This is a genomic window from Nesterenkonia sp. HG001, assembly GCF_034438835.1.
GTDB lineage: Bacteria > Actinomycetota > Actinomycetes > Actinomycetales > Micrococcaceae > Nesterenkonia > Nesterenkonia xinjiangensis.
Window position 1 is genome coordinate 80491 of record NZ_JAOSZD010000010.1, and the last position, 14922, is coordinate 95412.

At 69.0% G+C, this 14922-nt stretch carries 14 protein-coding genes and 2 tRNA genes; 7 read left to right on the forward strand and 9 right to left on the reverse strand.

From position 1 onward, the window contains the following. Positions 1 to 43 precede the first annotated feature (43 nt). The 3 genes from ODE13_RS15270 to ODE13_RS15280 all read left to right on the forward strand — a co-directional run bounded on the left by ODE13_RS15270 (position 44) and on the right by ODE13_RS15280 (position 2756). Positions 44 to 778, forward strand: coding sequence for a response regulator (locus ODE13_RS15270; protein ID WP_179541078.1), 735 nt, complete (start codon positions 44 to 46; stop codon positions 776 to 778). 9 nt (positions 779 to 787) lie between these two features. Further along, positions 788 to 2392, forward strand: coding sequence for a HAMP domain-containing sensor histidine kinase (locus tag ODE13_RS15275; RefSeq protein WP_322480032.1), 1605 nt, complete (start codon positions 788 to 790; stop codon positions 2390 to 2392). 73 nt (positions 2393 to 2465) lie between these two features. After that, complete coding sequence (locus ODE13_RS15280) at positions 2466 to 2756, forward strand: WXG100 family type VII secretion target (protein ID WP_179541080.1); 291 nt, start codon at positions 2466 to 2468, stop codon at positions 2754 to 2756. A 117-nt stretch (positions 2757 to 2873) separates the two neighbouring features. Here ODE13_RS15280 and groL read toward each other — a convergent pair whose 3' ends face one another. The 3 genes from groL to ODE13_RS15295 all read right to left on the reverse strand — a co-directional run bounded on the left by groL (position 2874) and on the right by ODE13_RS15295 (position 5817). After that, positions 2874 to 4511, reverse strand: a complete 1638-nt coding sequence (groL, locus tag ODE13_RS15285; RefSeq protein ID WP_322480033.1) for a chaperonin GroEL — start codon at positions 4509 to 4511, stop codon at positions 2874 to 2876. Positions 4512 to 4838: 327 nt separating this feature from the next. After that, complete coding sequence (locus ODE13_RS15290) at positions 4839 to 5441, reverse strand: LytR C-terminal domain-containing protein (RefSeq protein WP_322480034.1); 603 nt, start codon at positions 5439 to 5441, stop codon at positions 4839 to 4841. 73 nt (positions 5442 to 5514) lie between these two features. Further along, a complete protein-coding gene (locus ODE13_RS15295; RefSeq protein ID WP_322480035.1) occupies positions 5515 to 5817 on the reverse strand; it encodes a DUF3263 domain-containing protein in 303 nt (100 codons plus the stop codon). 176 nt (positions 5818 to 5993) lie between these two features. Between ODE13_RS15295 and ODE13_RS15300 the strand changes: the two genes are divergently transcribed. Further along, positions 5994 to 6689: a uracil-DNA glycosylase gene (locus tag ODE13_RS15300; protein ID WP_322480036.1), complete on the forward strand. Its 696-nt coding sequence runs from the start codon at positions 5994 to 5996 to the stop codon at positions 6687 to 6689. 3 nt (positions 6690 to 6692) lie between these two features. On the opposite strand, the gene ODE13_RS15305 is transcribed toward ODE13_RS15300, so the two are convergent. The 3 genes from ODE13_RS15305 to ODE13_RS15315 form a co-directional block, all read right to left on the reverse strand. Continuing rightward, on the reverse strand, positions 6693 to 8837 hold the full coding sequence (locus ODE13_RS15305; protein ID WP_322480037.1) for a threonine/serine ThrE exporter family protein: 2145 nt from the start codon (positions 8835 to 8837) through the stop codon (positions 6693 to 6695). A 182-nt stretch (positions 8838 to 9019) separates the two neighbouring features. After that, a tRNA-Val gene (locus ODE13_RS15310) sits at positions 9020 to 9096 on the reverse strand. 88 nt (positions 9097 to 9184) lie between these two features. Continuing rightward, a complete protein-coding gene (locus ODE13_RS15315; RefSeq protein WP_322480038.1) occupies positions 9185 to 9871 on the reverse strand; it encodes an NAD(P)H-binding protein in 687 nt (228 codons plus the stop codon). Positions 9872 to 10038: 167 nt separating this feature from the next. Between ODE13_RS15315 and ODE13_RS15320 the strand changes: the two genes are divergently transcribed. The 3 genes from ODE13_RS15320 to ODE13_RS15330 are packed head-to-tail and all read left to right on the forward strand — an operon-like array spanning position 10039 to position 11686. Next, positions 10039 to 10632 (forward strand): XRE family transcriptional regulator, encoded by a 594-nt coding sequence (locus ODE13_RS15320; protein ID WP_322480039.1) that lies wholly within the window; start codon positions 10039 to 10041, stop codon positions 10630 to 10632. Then, positions 10629 to 11378, forward strand: coding sequence for an AzlC family ABC transporter permease (locus ODE13_RS15325; RefSeq protein ID WP_322480040.1), 750 nt, complete (start codon positions 10629 to 10631; stop codon positions 11376 to 11378). The genes ODE13_RS15320 and ODE13_RS15325 overlap by 4 nt, the downstream gene beginning before the upstream one ends. Continuing rightward, positions 11375 to 11686 (forward strand): AzlD domain-containing protein, encoded by a 312-nt coding sequence (locus ODE13_RS15330; protein WP_179541089.1) that lies wholly within the window; start codon positions 11375 to 11377, stop codon positions 11684 to 11686. Before ODE13_RS15325 ends, ODE13_RS15330 begins: the two co-directional genes overlap by 4 nt. Before the next feature lie 289 nt (positions 11687 to 11975). Here ODE13_RS15330 and ODE13_RS15335 read toward each other — a convergent pair whose 3' ends face one another. The 3 genes from ODE13_RS15335 to ODE13_RS15345 all read right to left on the reverse strand — a co-directional run bounded on the left by ODE13_RS15335 (position 11976) and on the right by ODE13_RS15345 (position 14907). After that, positions 11976 to 13547: a DHA2 family efflux MFS transporter permease subunit gene (locus ODE13_RS15335; RefSeq protein WP_322480041.1), complete on the reverse strand. Its 1572-nt coding sequence runs from the start codon at positions 13545 to 13547 to the stop codon at positions 11976 to 11978. Between the two features lie 284 nt (positions 13548 to 13831). After that, positions 13832 to 13907, reverse strand: a tRNA-Thr gene (locus ODE13_RS15340). 112 nt (positions 13908 to 14019) lie between these two features. Next, positions 14020 to 14907 (reverse strand): DsbA family protein, encoded by an 888-nt coding sequence (locus ODE13_RS15345; protein WP_322480042.1) that lies wholly within the window; start codon positions 14905 to 14907, stop codon positions 14020 to 14022. Positions 14908 to 14922: the final 15 nt, after the last annotated feature.

The following is a 14922-nucleotide window of genomic DNA, read 5'->3' on the forward strand; positions in this document are numbered from 1 at the left end:
ACATGTCCAGCTGACTCCCAGACAACGGAGGGACACTAGCGCCGTGACTGACAAGACTCCCGAAGCCAAGCTGCTCGTCGTCGACGACGAGCCCAACATCCGCGAGCTGCTCGCCACCTCTCTGCGCTTCGCCGGATTCGAGGTCGCTGCGGCCTCGAACGGAAGGGAAGCACTGGACACCGCCGAGGAGTTCCACCCGGATCTCGCCGTGCTGGACGTGATGCTGCCGGACATGGACGGCTTCACAGTGACCCGCCGCCTGCGCGCGGCGGGGAAGCACTTCCCTGTGCTGTTCCTCACCGCACGGGACGACACCGATGACAAGATCACCGGTCTCACCGTCGGCGGCGACGACTACGTCACCAAGCCGTTCTCCCTGGACGAGGTGGTCGCCCGCATCCGCGCGGTGCTGCGCCGCACCGCCCCGTACCAGGACGAGGACGCGGTCATGGTCATCGACAACCTGGAGCTCGACGACGACGCCCACGAGGTCCGGCGCGACGGCGAGATGGTGGACCTCTCCCCCACCGAGTTCAAACTGCTGCGCTACCTGATGATGAACCCGAACCGGGTGCTCTCCAAGCAGCAGATCCTGGACCATGTCTGGGAGTACAACTTCAACGGGGACGCGTCGATCGTGGAGTCCTACATCTCCTACCTGCGCCGGAAGATCGATTCGGGCGCCGACGGGGCCCCCATGATCCAGACCAAACGCGGCGTGGGCTACGTGCTGCAGACCTGGGAGCGGAGGCAGCGCTCCCAGGGCCTGTCCCACTGAGCCTGAGGCATGGCGTTCACCCCGGTCCGTTCGGTCGCCCGCAAGTGGCGCAGCGCGTCTCTGCGCACCCAGCTGGTCTTCATCATCTCCGGCCTGCTGCTCCTCACCCTGGCGGTGACGACGTTCGTCTCGGCCTCGCTCTTCCGCCAGGAGCTGCTGCGCAACCTGGACGAGGATCTGTACACCAACCGGAACAACATCTCGATGTACCTCACCGAGATGGGCTCCGAGCCGGAGGACCGGGCCAACGCGCTGGCGATCCTGCGCTTCTACGGAGTGCTGCTGACCAACGACGGCGAGCCGCTGGAGTACAGCGCCACGCACCGTCGGGTGGAGGGCCAGGACCTGCCGGACATCCCGCAGCTGACCGCCGAGGACGTGCTGGCCCAGGCCGGCCAGTCCTTCGAGGTGGCGGGCACCGTGGAGGGCTCGCGGGGCTGGCGGGTGCAGGTCTACCGGCTGGAGTCCGGGGAGGCCTCCCTGGCGATCGCCCTGCCGCTGGAGGACGTGGACACCTCTGTCGAGCGTGCGACGTTCCTGGTGGCCACCATCGGCCTGCTGGCCACCCTGGGCGCCTCCACGATCGCCTATGCGGTGGTGACCCGCGCATTCCGGCCGCTGTTCCGTGTGGAGAAGACGGCTGCGGCGATCGCCGGCGGGGACTTCTCCCAGCGTGTGGAGACCACTGCTCCCCCGGAGACGGAGATCGGTAGGCTCTCCGGCTCGCTGAACGTGATGCTGGAGCATATCGAGGAGGCCTTCCGCGCGAAGACGGCCTCCGAGCAGAAGATGCGGCAGTTCATCCAGGATGCCTCCCATGAGCTGCGCACTCCGCTGGTGACGATCCGCGGGTTCTCCGAGCTGTACCGACAGGGCGGCGTCAGCGACAACCCCGAGGCCGTGGGGGCGGCGATGAGCCGCATCGAGTCTGAGGCCAAGCGCATGGGACAGTTGGTGGAGGACATGCTCACGCTGGCCCGGCTGGACGAGCAGCGTCCGCTGCAGCTGGCGCCGGTGGATCTGAACCTCATCGCCCATGACACCGCCATGGACATGGGCGTCAATGCCCCGGACCGCATGGTGCAGGTGGTCGGCCTCGACGGCGGGGGCCCGACGTCGGCCCCCGTGCTCGGCGACGAGGGGCGGATCCGGCAGATCGTGACCAACCTGGTCACCAACGCGCTGCGCTACACCCCGGAGGGCTCCCCGATCGAACTGGTGGTGGGCACGGAGAGCCTGGTCGCCGGTCGCACCGACTCGGTGCTGCAGGTCCGCGACCACGGTGACGGCATCTCCGAGGAGGAGGCCGCGCGGATCTTCGAGCGGTTCTATCGGGCGGACAACTCCCGTGGCCGGGAGACCGGCGGCACCGGACTGGGCCTGGCCATCGTGGCGGCGATCGCCGCCCAGCATGACGGCACGGTCCGTCATCAGCAGACCCCCGGCGGTGGGGCCACGATGACCCTGCGCCTGCCGATGGTGGAGCCCAGCGACCAGTCCGACCATGAGTCCGACGTCGAGGAGCATGAGCTCGCGGAGCTGGAGGGCGGGCCTATTCCTCCACAGCACCGCCCACACGATGGCGACACTCCCGGTCTCTCCACAGATCGCTGATCGGCCGCGGCGCCAGGGCCGAGCCCCTTCTAGCGTGGACAGCGTCCAGCACATCGACGGAAGGAGCCAGATCATGGCAGTGCTGCAGATCGACACCATGGACCTGATGGCCAAGAGCCAGACCGTGGAGTCCACCCTGACCCGCATCCAGACCGACGTGAACTCGATGGAGTCCCAGCTGCGTCAGCTGCAGGAGTCCTGGAAGGGCTCGGCCTCCACCGCGTTCCAGGAGGTCCTGACCCAGTGGCGCAGCACCCAGCTGCAGGTGGAGCAGTCGCTGGCCAGCGTCCGCCAGGCGATGGCCTCGGCGTCCTCGCAGTATGAGGAGACGGAGTCGGCCAACACCCGCATGTTCGGCCGCTGAGCATGGCACGGCAGGCTCCCTGACCCTCCCCGCTGCGCCTCCCCCGGCATGACGAAGGCCCCGCAGGCAGATGCCTGCGGGGCCTTCGTCATGCTCAGCGGGAGGAGCGGGACATGATCACATCATGCCGCCCATGCCGCCCATCGGGTCCATGCCCTCGGCGCCGGCGCCGGCCGGGTTCTTCTCCGGCTTGTCGGCGACGACGGCCTCGGTGGTGAGGAAGAGGCTGGCGATGGAGGCCGCGTTCTGCAGGGCAGAACGGGTCACCTTCACCGGGTCGTTGACGCCGGCGGCCAGCAGGTCCTCGTACTCGCCGGTGGCGGCGTTGAGGCCGACACCGTCCGCGAGGCCCTTGACCTTCTCCGCGACCACGCCGGGCTCGAGACCGGCGTTGAGTGCGATCTGCTTCAGCGGAGACTCGACGGCCACCTTGACGATGTTCGCACCGGTGGCCTCGTCACCCTCCAGGGAGAGAGTGGCGAAGGCGCGGGCACCGGCCTGGATCAGGGCGGCGCCACCGCCGGCGACGATACCCTCGTCCACAGCGGCCTTGGCGTTGCGCACAGCGTCCTCGATGCGGTGCTTGCGCTCCTTGAGCTCAACCTCGGTGGCGGCACCGGCCTTGATGACGGCCACGCCGCCGGCCAGCTTCGCCAGGCGCTCCTGGAGCTTCTCGCGGTCGTAGTCCGAGTCGCTGTTCTCGATCTCGGCCTTGATCTGGGAGACGCGGCCGGCGATCTCGTCGGCGTCGCCGGCACCCTCGACGATGGTGGTCTCGTCCTTGGTGATGACCACCTTGCGGGCGGTGCCCAGCAGGTCGAGAGTGGTGTTCTCCAGCTTGAGGCCGACCTCCTCGGCGATGACCTGGCCACCGGTGAGGATCGCGATGTCGGCCAGCATGGCCTTGCGACGGTCACCGAAGCCGGGGGCCTTGACGGCCACCGACTTGAAGGTGCCCTTGAGCTTGTTGACCACCAGGGCCGCCAGGGCTTCGCCCTCGACGTCCTCGGAGATGACCAGCAGCGGCTTGCCGGACTGCATGACCTGCTCCAGGATGCCGATGACGTCCTTGACGGAGGAGATCTTGGAGTTGACGATCAGGATGTACGGGTCCTCGAGGACGGCTTCCTGACGCTCCGCGTCGGTGACGAAGTAGCCGGAGAGGTAGCCCTTGTCGAAGCGCATACCCTCGGTGAGCTCGAGCTCGAGGCCGAAGGTGTTGGACTCCTCGACGGTGATGACACCTTCCTTGCCCACCTTGTCCAAGGCTTCGGCGATGAGCTCGCCGATCTGGGTGTCAGCGGCGGAGATCGACGCGGTGGCGGCGATCTGCTCCTTGGTCTCGATCTCCTTGGCGGAGGTGAAGAGCTCTGCGGTGACCGCCTCGACGGCCTTGTCGATGCCGCGTTTCAGACCCATCGGGTCGGCACCGGCGGCGACATTGCGCAGGCCCTCCTTGACCAGGGCCTGAGCCAGCACGGTCGCGGTGGTGGTTCCGTCACCGGCGACGTCGTCGGTCTTCTTGGCGACCTCCTTGACCAGCTCGGCGCCGATCTTCTCGTAGGGGTCCTCCAGCTCGATCTCCTTGGCGATCGAGACGCCGTCGTTGGTGATGGTGGGGGCGCCCCACTGCTTCTCCAGCACGACGTTGCGGCCGCGGGGGCCCAAGGTGACCTTGACGGCGTCGGCGAGGATGTTCAGGCCCCGCTCGAGGCCGCGGCGGGCCTCTTCGTCGAATGCAATGGTCTTAGCCATATCGGCACGTGTCCTTCCTGGACTGCGGGTGATGATGATTCAGACGTGTTCGCGTCAATCGGGTCGAACCTTGAGAGGTGCCCGCGACGGACGGCCACGCCCCCGCGTCACCGGGGTCGTACAAAATTGGCCTCACCTGTTCAGGTTCATCCCACTCGCCGCCGCAGGAGGCTGCTCCCGAGATCGGGCTGGCAGTCTCTGGGGGAGAGTGCTAGCTCAATATTTAGCACTCAGAGCAGGCGAGTGCAAACCCTTTCGAGTGCCCCCGGGGAGCCTCTGCGCCCCGCATCCGCGGGCCTTCTGCACCGTGACCGGCCTCCGCTGATCTCACTCGGCGAAATCGGGCCCGACCACCACGGCCACGGAGGACCATGCTCCGCTCTCCTCGACCTGTTCGATGCCGAGGTTCTCCGCCAGGTCCTGGGCGTGGGCCTCGGCGTTCGGCGGATAGTAGATGACGGGAGTGTCGACGTCGTCGTAGGTCCACTCCGCCACATAGGTGACGTTGTAGTCCAGCTCCGTGAGCTGCTCGGCGATGTCGTCCTCCAGGCCGGCTGGACCCCCGTAATTGAGGATCTGCACCGGGGACTCAGTGTCGGCGGCAGCCGCGGTGGGCTGGCTGCCGCCCTGCTCTGTGTCCTCCTCGCCGTCCTCGGCCCCGTCCTCCCCGTTCTCCTCGCCGTCGTCGGAGGCCTCGCCCTGCTCCTGATCACCGGTGCCGGCCTCAGGGGAGTCCTCGCGCAGGGTGGGCAGCACGAAGTAGCTGACAACGCCCACCAGCAACGCCAGCACGGCGAACAGACCGATCCACTTCAGGCCGCCTCCGCCGCGGGAGGAGCCGGCCGCGGCCGTCGGGGCGCGGTGCTTGCCCGCCTCGCCCTGCTGGTACGGGGGGACGTCGTCGAACTCATCGTGCGGGAACTTGCTCATGGTGTGGAGATCCTCAGGCTCTGCGCATGCTGCGGACGGACGGTGGGGCGGGCCGCGATGCCCTGCCGGGGGCTCATCGGCGCGAGGCCCGAGCCCGCTGCCGCGCCTCGCGCTGACGGCGCAGACGCTTGACGAGCATGGGGTCGTGCACGAGGGCGGCTTCGGAATCGATGAGCTGGTTGAGCAGCTGGTAGTAAGCGACCGCAGAGATCTGCAGCTCGTCGCTGATCGCCTGGTCCTTGGCGCCGGCGTACTTCCACCATTGGCGCTCCATGGCCAGGATCTGCTTCTGCTGTTCGCTCAGCTGGCCGGCCGTGCCGGCCGCGGCGTCGACTGCGTCAGAAGTGACGGTGTCGGCCGAGCTGGCAGAGCTCATCGATGCCTCCTGATGTCGACTCGGACCGGTGCGTCCGGACCGCTGTTCCTGCGCCCATCCTAAGGCCCGGAGACGGCACGACGGCGCATATGGCTCCTTGTGTGTTCGCCGCCACGGCAGCCGGAGCGGCCCGGCAGGGAGCGGAATGCCGGCGAGGATGTCTAGGGTGGTGGGTCATGGACCTCTCCGTGGACCTCATCGCACCTCTGGAACCTGGCTGGCGACGGGCGCTGGCCCCGCAGCAGGAGCAGTTCGCCCGCCTGCAGGAGGAGCTCACCCGCCGCCGGGACGCCGGTGAGCACATCCTGCCGGCCCCCGCATCCGTGCTGCGCGCCTTCCGGCAGCCCTTCGACCAGGTCAAGGTGCTGGTGCTGGGCCAGGACCCCTACCCCACTCCCGGGCACCCGATCGGGATGTCCTTCGCCGTGGCCCCCGACGTGCGACCGCTGCCGCGCAGCCTGCAGAACATCTTCCGTGAGCTCCACGAGGATCTCGGGATCGGGCCGGCGCCCCACGGGGACCTCTCCGCCTGGTCTGCGCAGGGGGTGCTGATGCTCAACAGGGTGCTCACCGTGACAGCGGGCAGCCCCGGCTCGCACCGCGGCATCGGCTGGGAAGAGATCACCGAGGCCGCGATCCGTGCCCTGGCGGCGCGCGGGACACCGCTGGTCTCGATCCTCTGGGGCGCCGACGCCCGGCGCATGCAGCCGCTGTGCGAGGCCGGGGACCACACCGCCGTGATCACCAGCCCGCACCCCTCGCCGCTGTCCGCGCACCGGGGCTTCTTCGGCTCTCAGCCGTTCTCCCGGACGAACGAGGCCCTGCAGCGTCTGGGCGCAGCGCCGGTGGACTGGCGGCTGGCCCCGGCCTGATCCTCAGCGGCGGCGGCCGCGGGAGCGCTCGTTGGACTGCAGCCCGGCGGTGATCGGCCGCATCAGCACGTCGCCGAGCACGATTCCCGAGGCGATGCCCAGAATGATGATCAGCGCGCTGAACAGCTCGGTCAGCCCGCCCATCATGGAGGCCACCAGATTGGTGTCCGGGTTCTCGAGGGCGATCTGGTACATGCCGCGGAACACCATGAGCCCCGGCAGCATGAACATCATGCCCGGCACAGCGATGACCAGCTGCGGAGCGCCCATCCGCAGCGCCACCACTCGTCCCAGCGCGCCCACCACGGTGGCCCCGAGGATCGGGGTCATCCGCTCCCCCAGTCCGATCGACTCACCGGCGTAGAAGAGCAGGAACCCCAGCGCGGAGACCAACCCCGTGGGCAGCAGCATCTTCCACCGGGCCTGCTCGACGACGGCGGCGGCCATCGCGGCCACGAAGACGATCGCCACCAGGACGGCGGGATGATAGAGGCGGGTCAGCCCCACGGCGATCTCCATCTGCGGGGCGCCCAGCAGGTCTGCCAGCACCACGCCGGCCATGATGCCCGCCGTCATGCCGGCGAAGGCGATCATCGCCGAGACCAGTCGCCCCGCTGAGGTGAGCGGGAAGCCGTTGATCGCATCCTGGATGGCGGAGACCACCCGGGCCGAGGGCAGCAGGATCATCAGCCCTCCGGCGACGACCATCGACGGGGTGATCGGGACCCCCAGCATGAACGCCCCCATGGCGATGAAGGTGGCCACGAAGCCCCCGGTGGCCAGGGTGAAGAACTCCGGAACCCTCCACACCGCGAGCTGACGGTTGATGCCCAACACCACCAGGGTGGCGGCGAATCCGATCGAGGCGTCAAGCATCGGTGCCCCCAGGAAACTGGCGAACAGGCTCGCGAAGACGGCACCGGCCAGGGTCACCATCCACCGCGGATACGGCTTGGGCTCCCGCGTGATCTCCTGGAGTCGCTCCGCCGACTCGGTGCGGGTCAGCCGCCCGGAGATGATGTCGGTCACGAGCTCGTGCACGGCGGCGAGCGCCTTGTAGTTCCGGGACCAGGACCGCACCACACGCACTCGCGAGTACGGGATCTTGTCATCGGGTGCCCAATTGAGGCTGATCGACTGGTTGGTGATGTCGACGTCGGTGTTCTTCATCCCGAAGGCGGCGGTGACCGCGATGATCGAGGTCTCCACCTCCAGCGCACCGGCCCCGTAGCGGAAGAGCGCCTCGCCGAGGTCCAGCACGAAGGCGATGGTGGCGAGCTCGTCGGAGTCCACCGGCTGCTCGGCCTGCCGGGGGTTCGCGTACGGGGTGCCGGCCAGGTGGTCCACCAGCGGGACGGACTGGGTGTGGGTGGTCTCGAGGCGCATGATGCGGCGCAGCACATCCTGCGGGCGCACCTTCTGGTCGAAGACGGAGCGGTCGAACAGCGGGGCGCGCCGAAGCGGCCCGGGGAGCTTCGCACCGGTGGGGCGCAGCACCGAACGACGCCGGATCGGCTCACTGAGCGGCGAGACGGCCACCTCGTACGGGTCCGCCACAGGGGTCCGGTCGGTCGGGATCTGCGGGCCCAGCGCTTCGGTCTGCGCCCAGTCGCCGGAGGGCGTCCATTCGCCTGCGGCCAGCTCATCGGGCTGACGGTCGGCGGGAGGCTCGCGGAGCGCGGCGAAGCTGTGCGTGTGCGGGCGCGGGATCGGGGAGGTCGGCGAGGTGGCGGAGCCGACGTCGTGCTGGCCTGGATACTGACCAGGATGCTGGCCGGCGTCGGGAAGATCCGCCGCCGGGGTGTCGTAGAAGGCGTCAGGGACGTACTCGTGACGCACTGCCTCGGCCTCGGCCTGGGCGGCCTCCTCCTGAGCACGTTCGACGGCCTCGGTGTCGAACTCCTCCCACTCCAGAGTGGCCTCCGCCTCACGGGCGGCCTGCCAGGACGAGGCGATGCTGCCGGTCAGGGCACGCATGAATCCGGTGGAGGTGTCCTCGACGTCACCTTCGGCGGTGGGTCGGACCACCGGGATGAGGGTCACCTCGGCGTCCGGCTCGGAGATGACGGGGTCGATGGCCTCGACGGCGGCGTCGGCGGCCGTCTGGTCACCGGTGTGATCCTGGCGTCGAGTCTCCTCGTCTGTCACTGTCACTCCCTCCGGGTGCGTCGTGTCGACTCTCAATCTACGAGGCGCGGCCGCACCTCGATGGTGGCATGGGGACTTGGATCAGCTGCCGGCGTCGAGCCCGCGGCGGGGGATGGGACAGCTCCGCCCCGCCGGAGGCTGACCATGCAGGCCGCATCCCGACAGGGCGGTGACGTGTGGAGTGGTGGATCCGAATGGACTCGAACCATCGACCTCTCGCGTGTGAAGCGAGCGCTCTAACCATCTGAGCTACGGATCCGGGGCGACCACGCAGGCATGGAATCTGCCTGCGAGCGCCAGAAAAGATTAGCACCTCGGGTGCTGATTCGGAAAACCGATGGCCGAACTCAGGTCAGGGCCTCCTCGAGGGGAGTCTCGCCGTCGTAGAAGTTGACGGTCCGGCGCACCGCCGCGCCGGCGGTCAGCACGTGGGTGATCGCCTCGGCCACGTTCTCCCGTGACGTGCCGACCTCCTCCCGCGCAGGCTGACGCCCATCGATCAGTCCGGCGCCGTCGACCACCTGCAGTGCGCGCGTGGCCGGCTCCAGGGTGAGCGAGCCCGGCCCGAGGATCGTCCAGTCCAGGCCGGTGCCGCGCAGGTGGGCGTCGGCGTGATGCTTGGCCTCGGCATAGGGATAGAAGGAGCTGGACCGATCCAGAGTGTCCACATCGGTCTCGGCGCGCACATAGGAGACCATCACATAGCGGCTCACTCCGGCCTTCTCGGCGGCGTCCATGGTTCGCGCGGCCGCGTCTCGGTCCACGGCCCTGGTGCGATCCGGATTGCCGCCGCCGGCACCCGCGGCGAAGACCACCGCTGCGGCCCCAGAGAACGTCTCGGCCAGCTGATCGACGTCAGCCTGCTCGATGTCCAGCACCACCGGATTCGCGCCTGCCGCGTCGATGTCGTCGCGCTGGCCGGGATCCCGGATCAGCGAGTCGACGCTCCAGCCGGCCGCCGCCAGCTTCGGTGCGGCGAGCAGCGCCACCTTGCCGTGGCCGCCCACGATGACGACGCGCTTGTTCTCTGCCATGACAGTCTCCTTCGGTTCGCCTCGATGCTCCCCGGCGCCGGGCTCCACGCCCTGCACCCTCGTGAGGGCACAACGCCTGAAGCAGCCTGCTATTCCTGGGCAGCGCGACGGACTTCGTTCGATGAATCGAACGACTGGTACTGTGTGGCGAACGAATGGAGGTGCCCGTGACCACGAAGGACCACCACACGCTGCTGGCACAGATCGCCGCCGCAGTCCGGGAGGAGCGCCTGCGCGCAGGCCTGTCGCTCAGTGAACTGGCTCGCAGAGTGGGCATCTCGAAGTCCACGGTGTCCCAGCTGGAGACCGCCCAGGGGAATCCGAGCGTGGAGACGCTGTGGTCGATCGCCTCCACGCTGGGCATCCCCTTCGCGCGCCTGGTCGCCGCCCCCAGCCCTCGGCCGCAGATCATCCGCGCCGAGGAGCGCGCCGCAGTGCCCTCCGCCACGGCGGACTTCCACGCCGCCCTCCTCCACAGCGGAAGCTCTCCGGCGCAGCGCGATCTCTACGTGGTGAGCTTGGAGCCCGGTGACGTCCGAGAGGCAGAACCGCACCCGCCGGGCTCGACCGAGCATGTGCTCATCGGCTCCGGACGCGTCCGCCTGGGGCCCGCCGACGCCCCCTTCCTCCTCCATCCCGGCGACTACGCCGTCTTCCCCGGGGACGCCCCGCACTCCTACGAGGCGCTCACCCCCGGCGCCTGGTTCACCCTGCTCATGGAGCACCCCTCAGCAGAGCCCCGCTGGGGCGGCCACCGATGACCGCCTCCTCCGATGGCCAGGCACCTGGGCGCTCCCGCCTGACCCCCGCCACCCGCACCGGGCTCTCAATCGCCGCCGCCGTCTCCCTCTACGGCATCTCCTTCGGCGCCCTGTCCGTGGCCTCCGGCCTGACTCTGTGGCAGACCGTGGCACTGTCGGCGCTGCTGTTCTCCGGCGGCTCGCAGTTCGCGTTCATCGGGGTCCTGGCGGCCGGAGGGACCGGAGCCGCCGCGCTGGGCGCCTCGACCCTGCTGAGCGCGCGCAACACGATCTATGCGGTGCAGATGAAGGCGATGTTCGACCCGACCGGCTGGCGGCGGCTGGTCAGCGCCCAGCTGACCATCGATGAGTCCGCCGCCAATGCGATGAGCCAGACCGATCCGGCAGAGCGCCGCCGCGGATTCTGGGTCACCGGGATCGGCGCCTACCTCGGCTGGAACCTGGCGACGGTGGTCGGCGCCCTGCTGGGCGACTTCGTGGCCGAACCGGAGGCACTCGGGCTCGACGGCGCGGTCGTCGCCGCCTTCCTGGGGCTGCTGTGGCCGCGGCTGCGCGCGCGTGAGCCGTGGGCACTGGCGGTGCTGGCCGCCCTGGTGACGGTGCTGACCATGCCGCTGCTGCCGGCCGGAGTCCCGGTGCTGCTGGCAGCCGTCGTCGCAGCGGCCTGGGGACTGCTCAGGCGACCTCGACCCTCCGCGACGAAGGCCGAAGTCCCCACCGCGGAAGCCGAGGAGGCCCGCCGATGACGCTCTGGACATGGGTGCTGATCGCCTGCGCCGCGGTATACCTGACGAAGATCGCCGGCTATCTGGTGCCGGGCTCCTGGTTGGAGCACCCTCTGGTGGGGCGCATCTCCGGGCTGATGACCGTGGCGCTGCTGGCCTCCCTGGTGGCAATGAACACCGCCTCCGGCGACGACGGCGTCGTTCTCGACGCCCGCCTCGGCGCCCTGGCGGCCGCCGCCGTCGCCCTGCTGCTGCGAGCCCCGTTCCTCGTGGTGGTGCTCGCCGGAGCGGGCGCGGCCGCCGGCCTGCGCGCCTTCGGTCTGGGTTGAGCCGGACAGGATCCCAGACAGGATCGATGACACGTTACGTCAAACGTGTATTGCGTAATCCAGGACCTGTCTGTAAGGTTGTCCTCACTTGGGTGCGACAGGGGCCCGCTCGGTGCGGGCGGGCCCCGCTTCCCACCCAGGGAGACCAGACACGACGCAGCACACGGCCGCACCAGACGGCGGCCGGACCTCACGCAGACACAGAGACGCCGGGCTCGGCAGGGATGATCAGTGCATCCCTGCCGAGCCCGGCGTCTCGTGCTGTGCGGCGCCGGTCAGCGCCACCCCGTCAGCGCGTGGTGGACGTGGCGGCCTCCTCCTGGCCGGAACGACCTTCGTCGGCGCCCTCGGCATCAGGCTCCGCGACGGGCTCGGACTCACCGGCCGGGGTGGCACGCAGCGTCAGCCCCAGCAGAAGAGTGCCCACGCTCATCGCGGCGGCGGTGCGGAAGGCGGTGCGGAAGCCCTCTACGGCAGCGGCTTCCGGGTCCAGGCCGTTCGACGCCGCGGCGGCGGCACCCAGCCCCATCACGGTGACCAGCAGTGCGGTTCCGACGGCGGCGGCCAGCTGCTGCAGGGTGTTGAGCACTGCCGAGCCGTGCGAATACAGCGGCTGCGGCAGCGGGTTCATCGCCGTGGTGAAGGCCGGAGTGAACAGGCAGGCCAGGCCGAAGCTGAGCACCAGGTGCAGCGTCAGCACGGACCACACGCTGCTGTCCGGGCCGAGCAGGCTCATCAGGAACAGGGCCACGATCAGCAGCGCGGCGCCCGGGACCACCAGGGGCTTCGGGCCGATGCGGTCGTAGAGCCGCCCGACGATCGGGGCCAGCAGCGCCATGAGCACACCTCCCGGAAGCATCAGCAGACCGGTCGTCAAGGTGTCCAGGCCGCGGACCTGCTGGAGGAACAGCGGCAGCATGATGATCGCGCCGAAGAGGGCGATCATCATCAGCAGCATCATCAGCAGGGAGCGGGTGAACATCGTGTACCGGAACGGCTGGAGGTTCAGCAGCGGATTGCCGCCCTTCTGCAGGCGGAGCTGCAGCCATGTGAAGGCCGCCAGGAACAGCACGCCGATCACGAGCACCACGAGGGCGACGACGTCGACGCCGGCCTCCGCGGCCTCATCCACGCCCGCTCCCTCGCCGTGGCCGCCGCCCAGCTGGCTGATGCCGTAGACGACGCCGGAGAATCCGGGCACGGAGAGCAGCAGGGACGGCACGGAGAGCCCTCCACCCTTGACCCCCGGGGAGTCGTCCAGGCGAGGCCGGCCCAGCACCAGGGCGGCCAGGGCGATGGGCAGGATGAGGAGGAACAGGAAGCGCCAGTCGGCGATGTGCAGGATGAGTCCGGACAGCGCGGGTCCGGTGGCAGGTGCCACGGAGATGACGATGGAGATGTTCCCCATGACCACGCCGCGGCGCTGCAGCGGCACCAGGGTCAGCGTGGTGGTCATCAGCAGCGGCAGCATCATCGCCGTGCCGGCGGCCTGGATGATGCGGCCCACCAGCAGCATCGGGAAGCCGAAGGCGGCCGCGGCGATCGCGGTGCCGGCACAGAAGAGCACCAGGGAGATGGTGAACACCGCACGCAGGCTGAACCGCTGCATCAGGTAGCCGGTGGTGGGGATGATCGTGGCCAGGGTGAGCATGAAGGCGGTGGTCAGCCATTGGATGGTGGTCTCGTCGACCTGGAACTCGACCATGAGCGGCTGCAGCGCCACGTTCATGATGGTCTCGTTGAGGATCATGATGAACGCGGCCAGGAGCAGCGCACCGATGGTGAGCTTGTCCCCCCTGGGCATCTTGGGCGCCTCGACCCCGACAGAGGAGGCGGACGGTGGTGTGGGATGAGCGCTCATGGATACTCCGGAGACGATGACGGCCCTGCCTCTCCCGATGCGAGGAGCACGGGCGTGACAGGGCTGGGCGGGCTGATTGATCAGGCGGCGACATCGCCCGCGCTGTGCTGAGGACGTGTCGGCCGCACGACATTCCCGCAGCGACGACGCCGACCGGGCGGGAATGCGCACTAGTTCGCTTCAGCCAACCGGCGGCCAAGCGGAAGTATTCCCCCGCAACGAAAAAACGTGGCGCCCCGCTGTGGCGCGCCCGGCACCGCACTGAGGGCGATGCCGGCCAGACGTGGAGCCCCCTGCCGGGTTCGAACCGACGACCTGCTGTTTACAAGACAGCTGCTCTACCAGCTGAGCTAAGGAGGCGTGGCGCCGAAGCGCCGGAGGCCCATCCTACCGGCGGACCTCCCTGAGTGACCAGTTGAGGGTCGGGCGGCCCCGCGGGCGGACGGACGACGTCCGCCCGCGGGCCACGGGATCAGGACTCGTCGTCAGCGTCCTCGTCGCCTGCACCCTGATCGTCGCCGTCCTCCCCGATGGCGGCTTCGACGAACTCGCGGAAGCCCATCTCGGACGCGCCCCAGTCTTGGTCGTCCAGGTAGACGGTCGGGGTGCCCTGAACACCGTGGCCGGTGGCCTGGCGTGAGGTGTAGGTGACGAACGGACGGTAGGTGCCGTCCTGGACGCAGGACTCGATGTCGACGTCGTAGGCCTCGGCCCGCGCCAGCAGCTCATCATTGGACAGCTCCCCCTGCGGCTGGTGGCCGACGACCTCGGCCAGATAGTCGAGGTAGTTCTCCGGAGACTCCTCGGCCATGCAGACCATGGCGTTGGCCGCCCGCGAGGAGTAGTTGGTGTTGGAGTTGCCATCCAGGAAGCCGACCATACGGTACTCGACGGTGATCTCACCGGCGTCGGCCCATTCCTTGATCTGCTCCCCATGCTGATTCTCGAAGCTGGCGCAGTGCACGCAGTTCGCGTCGGCATAGACGATCAGATGCGGGGGCTCCCCGTCCTCCCCCGGCTCCACACCGAGGGGCAGCTCGGAATCAGATTCGGGCACATCCGAGGCGTCGATGGTGCCGAGGTCGTCACCGGCGACGATCTCCGTGGCAGAGGTCAGCGCGATGCCTCCCTGCTCGTTCGCGGACGCCGGGGCCGGGCCCTCCGTCGCGGCGACGCGATCCTCGCCGGAGCGCTGGTTGACGATGAAGAGGGTGAGCGCCAGCACGACGACGAGCGCCACGACCACCACTCCCACGCGCAGCAGCACGGAGGTCCGACGCTGCTTCGCCTCCTCCTCCTGCTGGATCCGGCGTGCCTTGTCGCGGGCGGTGCCGCCCGAGGTCTGGGGGTTCTGAGCCATCAAGTCTCCGAAAGT